This is a genomic window from Bradyrhizobium sp. CCBAU 11386 (assembly GCF_028128955.1).
Lineage (GTDB): Bacteria > Pseudomonadota > Alphaproteobacteria > Rhizobiales > Xanthobacteraceae > Bradyrhizobium.
Genome location: NZ_LBKA01000008.1, coordinates 123,970 through 130,989, shown reverse-complemented (window position 1 = coordinate 130,989; position 7,020 = coordinate 123,970). Strand labels below are relative to the sequence as shown.

Sequence of the window (7,020 nt, the reverse complement as noted above, 5' to 3'; positions counted from 1 at the left end):
CCTGCTGAACCTCGACAAGCTCGTCGTCGATCGGAAGGCACTGCAAAACCGACTGAGGGGCTGACTCGGCTTATGCCGATGACAGGGGCTCTGGCCGACGCTCCGATCTGGCAATTGGTGATCTTGCCCGCCGAGCCGGTGTATGCGCGCCCCGCCCCGCACGAGGCCAGCCGATTGAGTTCGACTGCCGGCGCCGCAGGCGAAATCAGCCACATCATGACGTGGTTGCCACGCTTCGCAAGCAATAGGTAACGCCGTGAAGCAAGGCCGCCTGCCGCGCGGCAATCAATCAGGATGAGAACGCGCGTTGCCGCGCGTCAGCAAGCAGAATCGAAGACCTCATGCCATGGCGATTCCGCAAAACGTCAAGCCAGCATCAATAGGGTTCCGGCTGAGCGCTTACGAATATCCATGAGAAGGCAAACCATATCCATGCGACGATCTGCAGGCCAAGATTGAGGGCAAAGGCAGTCTTATAAGCGATGGGCGGGATAATGCCCGCCACGGGCGTCCATTGCTCAAGCACTATTCCTGTTGCGGATTGCAGGACAAATGCTCCGCCGATATGGAATACGTTAAGCGCAGCATTGGCGCGCCCAGCAAGTTCTTTCGGGAAGTAGGCGGCCAGGATTGCATTCAGCACGGTAGCTGCGCCGACACGGCCGCGGTGCCCCACAGCACGTATGATGACATCGGGCATCGGAAGATGATCGCGAACTGGATCGCGATAAATAGAAGGCCGACAATTGCAAGCAGCGCCTCGGTTCCAATTCCATAACGACGAAGCCGGTCGGGCAGAACACCCAACAAAAACGCTTTCAGGCTGAGTGCGGCGGCCATGACGAATAATTGCTGCACCACCGCTGCGCGATCGAGACCGTCGACGTCGGCAAGCCACTGCGCCGCCCAAAGGCCATGCAGCGCCCAAGCCGTACCGACGGAAGTCGCCGACAACGGCGCCAGACGCCAGAAATGCGAATCCGTGTAGCCATTCTGGTCGACAGCGCGCCAGAGCCAATGTTGTTCGCGCGCGATCGAGCGAACGACTTCGTCCAGATGCCATTTGTCACCGCGAGCGGGAGCGCGCTGGCGGATCCGATCGGAGAACGCCTTGCCGAATTTCCCTCCTCACTGGCGCACGGTTTCATAGGTCACGCCAATGCCACGCGCCGCCAGCATTTCCTCGACCATGCGCAAGCTTAAGGGAAACCGGAACTACAACCGCACGGCATAGCTGATCACTTCCGGTGGAAGCGATGGCGACGATAAAGAGGGTCCCGGGCGGTCGGCAAGCCCGTCGTCTACCCCCTCGGCCGCTCCAATTCGTTAACTTGACGGTACCCTGACGGCCAAGCGGTTGATGGCCACGCCGGTTCTTGCATCCTCTCACGCGACATCTCCTCGCTCAGCCAAGCCAAAGCTCCCTCGCCGGGGGGCTGGCACTGAGGCAAGCTCCTGCGGCGAGCCAAGCTGCCGAGCGCCCTGGCGATGACCCGGTACGGGCCCGGCAAACAGCGGGGGAAGTCAAGCGCCGGGACCCAAGCATTGTCACGCAACTCGAAACGAGCCGGCCTACCCTGCGCCGCCGCTGAGATAGGCGTGCAGCGCGCCCAGGCAAGCTTCCGCGCTTTTGAGATCCCCCCGGTACTTCGGAGCGATCGTGAGATCGGCAAGCTGATAGACAGGATTGCGCACGCGCATCAGGTCAGTGATCGTCTGGTCTCGGTCGGCGGTTTGCATCTTCGGACGCTTGGTGTCATGCCTCAGGTTCCGCCTGATCACGTCCTCGCTGGTATTGAGCCAGATCGAGACCGCTTTCTTGCCGACATGATCCCGGACTTCCTCGATCATGAACGCTCCACCACCGGTTGCGAGCACCGCTGGCCCTTGTTCGAGCAAGTCCCTGATCACATTCACCTCAAGATTCCTGAAATGCGCCTCGCCATCCTCGGCGAAAATCTTGGTTATGGACTTGCCGGTCTTCGCCTCGATCACTTTATCGGTGTCGACGAACCTCAGCCCCAGTCGCCTGGCGAGTGCAGGGCCAAGACCGGATTTCCCGGCCCCCATCATGCCGACGAGCACGATCGGCCGCTCGCCCAGGGCGCCAACAATCTCTTTTGCCATCGGGGAGCGCGCCGTGCGTCTCGGCGGGGCCACGTGCAACCGACGAGCTAGGCTGGCACCAACTGTACTATCCGCGTCGGCTTCCCAGTGGGGGATCTCTATGGCCCCCTCGGGGATGACAACCTTGTTGCAGGCCTGTCGCACGCGCTCCAAGAGTTGCTCGGCTCTGAACTGATCCAGAGGTTCTCGGCTCGCTCGCTGCAGCTCCTTGTACGTGTCATGATTGTCGATCTTGGCCTTGTAGCTGTCTGCAGTGTGGAACTCCACCTCGAAGCGGTAGCCCCCCGGCGTGGCGAGTACAGTCTTGATGCCGACGAAGGTCGGCGATCGCGTCCTGAACCAGTTGATCGTGCTGACCTCGGCATAGCCGCTCTCCTCAAAGAGGAGAATGGCTTTCTTGAAGGCACGTGCAAATTCCCTATCTGGGAGTTCGAAGACGTGGCGTACCGCGTTGCGGATCAGCTGGGCGCCGGCCTCAATCGGTGCCTGCATTCCGACGAGCTGGTCGGTCATCGAGTCTATCGATCTCAAGGCCCAACGGGAGTGGGGCATCTTCACTTCGAAGTCGGCTCTCCTGAGGGTTTCGGCAACCGAGTTTGCCATTAGGGTGATATCCTTTTCTTCGGCTTGAGCGCGGGTTGCCTCCATTTGGGCGCGCTGTGCAGCCTGCTCGCGGGTCAATGTGATTGTCGTGGCGGAATCATCGGCAGCAAGACCTCGGCCCTTGGATTCAGGCAGAATGCCTCGCTCGGCAGCAAGTTTGATCGAGGCTTGCATGACTGAAGCCGCCAGCGTCGGATTGTCCTTGAGATCCTCCAGCGTCGCATCGACATCGAGCAGACCCTGGTTGAGGGTAGCCGCCATGCTCTTGGTGTAAGGCACCGATTTCAACCCCGGTGTCTGTTGCAGCAGGCGCTGAAGGTGCCCACTTTTGAGCATAAAGATGTAGGCGCCAGTGTCGGATTTATAGGCGTCAGTTCCGACCTTGATGCCGAGGCTCAGGAGATTGTTTGTACTTTGCACGAGATCGTGCAGATTGTAGCCATCCGGTCGCGGGTCGATGCGTGCAGGGTAACGGTCGACGAGAAGCTGGACGCGGTCGCGTGGCTGAGCCGTTGCCGGGTAGGTCTCCGCCAGCTCCGGGAACAGCTCACAGAGCCGTGGGCTCATTGCGATCTGTGCCTCACTTATGCTGGCGCCTGCTTCGGGCAGGAGTTGTTCGGGCAGGATTTGCTCATCCAGCCTCGCGGACCACGCGTCGAGCTCGGTGAGGAGCAAGTCGGCCATCTCGCGCGCGACCGGATGGTCTGCCAGCTCAATCTCGTGCCGCGCCTTCTCGAGCGTGTCCTGGACGTTCTGAGCGCTAACCTGCTCCTGCTCCAACAGGCGTCGGATGTCTTGCTTGAGCTCGTGGTGAATGCCTTCGTACGTGCCGAAGATAGCACGCTCGGCAAACCACTGTCGGGCTTCATCGGATTGAGCCAGAAAGCCTCGCTGCAGGCCGGTATAGATTTCCAGAACATTCCGCGTAACGGCGAGGATCTGGCTGGCGCGACCGAACTTGTAGCGACCGTCCTCAATCGCCGGAGTGTGCGACTTCGGCGGCTTGAGCGATCCCAATCCGCGAACTTGCTCCTCTTGATCGAATTGCCTTACATGCTCGTAAAGCTGCGGCCGGTCGCCGATAATGACGAGGCTATCCCCATCGAAATCGCCATCAAGCTTCTTCTGTTCACTGGGCGGCACGGCAACCACCGACCCCGGAGCAAACAACTCGGTCGACTGAAGGATGCCGACGCAGTCGACCGGCGTGTCCATTTTTGCGCGGTCCTTGCCGTTGATCCAGCTCGAATGGCACTTGACGTCCTCGGCAGACATCACCAGCCCCCGGTCGGCGAAGTCGGCTGGCCACATCTCATCGGGCACCACGACCAGAAGCCCTTTGGCAAAGAAAGTCGGATCGTGGGCTGCTAACTCCTCCCCCGACTTCTGGGCGACATTGAAACTGTATTGCATGGTCACGCACTGATCGAGAAACGACGCAGTCGGGTCTCCATCAGCGGCCGACCTGACCTGATCGGGGGCGAACGGGCGAAGATTGGGCTTGTCATAAGGGGATCGCCCGATCAGCACGCCACCACCTCTCAACGTCTCACTCTTGAGCGTCGGCAGATGGAGGCAGCCGTCAGCGGACGGGATGGCCACTGCGCCCGGACCATTGATGTTTGCGGCCGTCACGGTGCGAAACAGCTCCTCGGATGTCAGCCTTTGCTCTTCCCGGCTATCAAGCCAACTCCTGGCCTTCTCGCGTGCCTCATCCGCCACTTGCTCATTGCGCGGATAATGTTGCAGCGCCGAGACTGGCAGGGCTGACTTCGTTCCCTCGCCAAAGGCAAGCACCCGGTCGGGACCTTCCCGCTCGCCGGCGCGACGAACTGCTGGCATAAGGTTGGCCAGCGAGGCCCTGATGAAGCCGCAGCCGTCATGCGGTCGCAAGTTGATGGGGCCGTCCGGCCCCATCAACTTGAAGGGATGCTCCTGGTCGGCAGGGCGGTCTGGCAGCAGCGCCAATTTGAAGGCGCCTTCCAGCGCGTAGTCGTGAGGAGACAGACCTTTGATCGCCGGGGGCGCCGCAAAACCCCTGCGCTGAGTGTAATAATAGGCCTCTTTGAAAGGCGCCCAGGCGCGCGACAGCTGTTCGAAGGCCGTGCCCTGTGCGGTTTCGGCATAGGGAATCGCCAGCAGCTTTCCCCCACGATTTGCTAGCTCGCCTGGAGCACGCGCCGCAACCTGGGACACGGTCAATGGCGGCGGCTTTAACTTGCTGCCGCCGAACAGGTCCATGCGGTATGGCACACCGTTGACGCTCACCGTACGCGCCAACATGAAGGCGCTCGGGGTTGCTGGCAGTTGCACTGCGACCACGGGCAGCGCCCCCGAGGTCAGGCGATGGAAAATTGAATATCGTATCTCCGGCTCCGTGGCCAACGGCCGCCCCTGCATGTCCACCACCGGCAACCGCATCAGTCCCGCCTCACCCTGCGGAGACCTTGGGGCGTGGTCCATGGCTCGCAACACCTGATGCACGTCGAAGACCGACGCGGGATGTTGCGCCTGGATCGCCGTCGAATCCTGCTCCATGAAGAAGTCCAGCGCATCCACTGGATTGTCCGCCTCGATCTGCGCGATCAGGTTCCAGCTCATGCTGGAAAGATCGCCTCCAATCAGGTCGCGCGCGCCAGCCAGGATTCCTCTGGTCCCATGCTGCAGCTCTTGCTGCCTGCTCCGTAAATCGGGCCAGTTGCCTTCGACATACGGTGGCCTGAACAATCTCTCCAGGACGGCACGGGCCTTGAGCGTCTGATAGATCGACAAAGCGGGGCGGCGGCTCGCAAGCGGCCCACGGGTCCGCTCGGCATCACTTGCGTTCAGATGCGCCTCGATCTTTTGCTCGACGACGGGCTGCAGCTCATTGAGCAGGTTGAGCGCCTGCCTGCGGTGCCAGCGCAGCGGCTTCTGTGGGCTGCGCGCCAGTGGCAGCAGAGCAGCACACAGATTACCCATGGTTTCCAGATTGTTCCGGGTTGTAAAATCAGGTGCCTGACGCAATTCTGAGAGCCGACTCAAGCCTGTCGGTGCGAGCAAACCGAGATCATCAAACAGCCCAGCCTTACCCAGCGCCTTGAAAATGGTTGCGATGTGCAGAACGTCAGCCTGCCCCAGGCGATCATTGTCATAGTGCAGGTAGTGGGCCAGCTTGTGCAGCCGATCCTTGGGCAGAGCGGCGTCCGTAATCTCCCCACTGTCCTCTGCCCTCATGATCGTTCGCGACAGAGCATTGGCGAGCATACTCAGCTGAGGCGTGGTGAACGCACCGAACCGTTGCCCTCGAGCACCCAATCCGCGTGCGATGTCCATCGTGGACTGCCGGCACGCCGCCTCGTCCGGCCACTTGCTGAACCCGTTCATCAAAGTCGCCAGCTGCTGGTGATTAAAATCAGAGAGCCGGTCACGGCGGTCGCGGCGACCGATCTCACCGGCAATCGCTCCGGTGGCTTGGCGACACCACTCCTCTTGCGGCCACTTGCTGAAGCCGTTCACAAGGTCCGCCAGGTCCTGGTGATTAAAATCAGAGAGCCGGTCACGGCGGTCGCGGCGACCGACCTCACCGGCAATCGCTCCGGTGGCATGGCGACACCACTCCTCTTGCGGCCACTTGCTGAAACCGTTCACAAGGTTCGCCAGCTCCTGGTGATTAAAATCAGAGAGCCGGTCACGGCGGTCACGGCGGTCACGGCGACCGATCTCACCGGCAATCGCTCCGGTGGCATGGCGACACCACTCCTCTTGCGGCCACTTGCTGAAACCGTTCACAAGGTTCGCCAGCTCCTGGTGATTAAAATCAGAGAGCCGGTCACGGCGGTCACGGCGACCGATCTCACCGGCAATCGCTGCGGTGGCATGGCGACACCACTCCTCTTCCGGCCACTTGCTGAAACCGTTCACAAGGTTCGCCAGCTGCTGGTGATTAAAATCAGAGAGCCGGGGGGGGGGGGGGGGGGGGGGGGGGGGGGGGGGGGGGGGGGGGGGGGGGGGGGGGGGGGGGGGGGGGGGGGGGGGGGGGGGGGGGGGGGGGGGGGGGGGGGGGGGGGGGGGGGGGGGGGGGGGGGGGGGGGGGGGGGGGGGGGGGGGGGGGGGGGGGGGGGGGGGGGGGGGGGGGGGGGGGGGGGGGGGGGGGGGGGGGGGGGGGGGGGGGGGGGGGGGGGGGGGGGGGGGGGGGGGGGGGGGGGGGGGGGGGGGGGGGACGGCGGTCACGGCGACCGATCTCACCGGCAATCGCTCCGGTGGCTTGGCGACACCACTCCTCTTCCGGCCACTTGCTGAAACCGTTCA

At 62.5% G+C, this 7,020-nt stretch carries 3 protein-coding genes and 2 pseudogenes (1 of these 5 only partly in view); 1 reads left to right on the top strand and 4 read right to left on the bottom strand.

The genetic code is table 11. The features are described from left to right. Window positions 1-252 (top strand): hypothetical protein (locus tag XI09_RS03105; protein ID WP_271565616.1); only part of this gene is annotated, 252 nt, incomplete at its 5' end. 124 nt (window positions 253-376) lie between these two features. Here XI09_RS03105 and XI09_RS03100 read toward each other — a convergent pair. The 4 genes and pseudogenes from XI09_RS03100 to XI09_RS03085 form a co-directional block, all read right to left on the bottom strand. Beyond that, the gene (locus XI09_RS03100; protein ID WP_271565610.1) at window positions 377-643 is read right to left on the bottom strand and encodes a hypothetical protein; all 267 of its coding nucleotides are present in this window, start codon (window positions 641-643) and stop codon (window positions 377-379) included. Further along, the gene (locus XI09_RS03095; protein WP_271565615.1) at window positions 637-954 is read right to left on the bottom strand and encodes a hypothetical protein; all 318 of its coding nucleotides are present in this window, start codon (window positions 952-954) and stop codon (window positions 637-639) included. Before XI09_RS03095 ends, XI09_RS03100 begins: the two co-directional genes overlap by 7 nt. A gap of 30 nt (window positions 955-984) precedes the next feature. After that, window positions 985-1,292, bottom strand: a pseudogene (locus XI09_RS03090) (IS6 family transposase); the annotation flags it as partial. A 280-nt stretch (window positions 1,293-1,572) separates the two neighbouring features. Continuing rightward, a pseudogene (locus XI09_RS03085) lies at window positions 1,573-7,020 on the bottom strand (shikimate kinase); it runs 2,291 nt beyond the window's last position.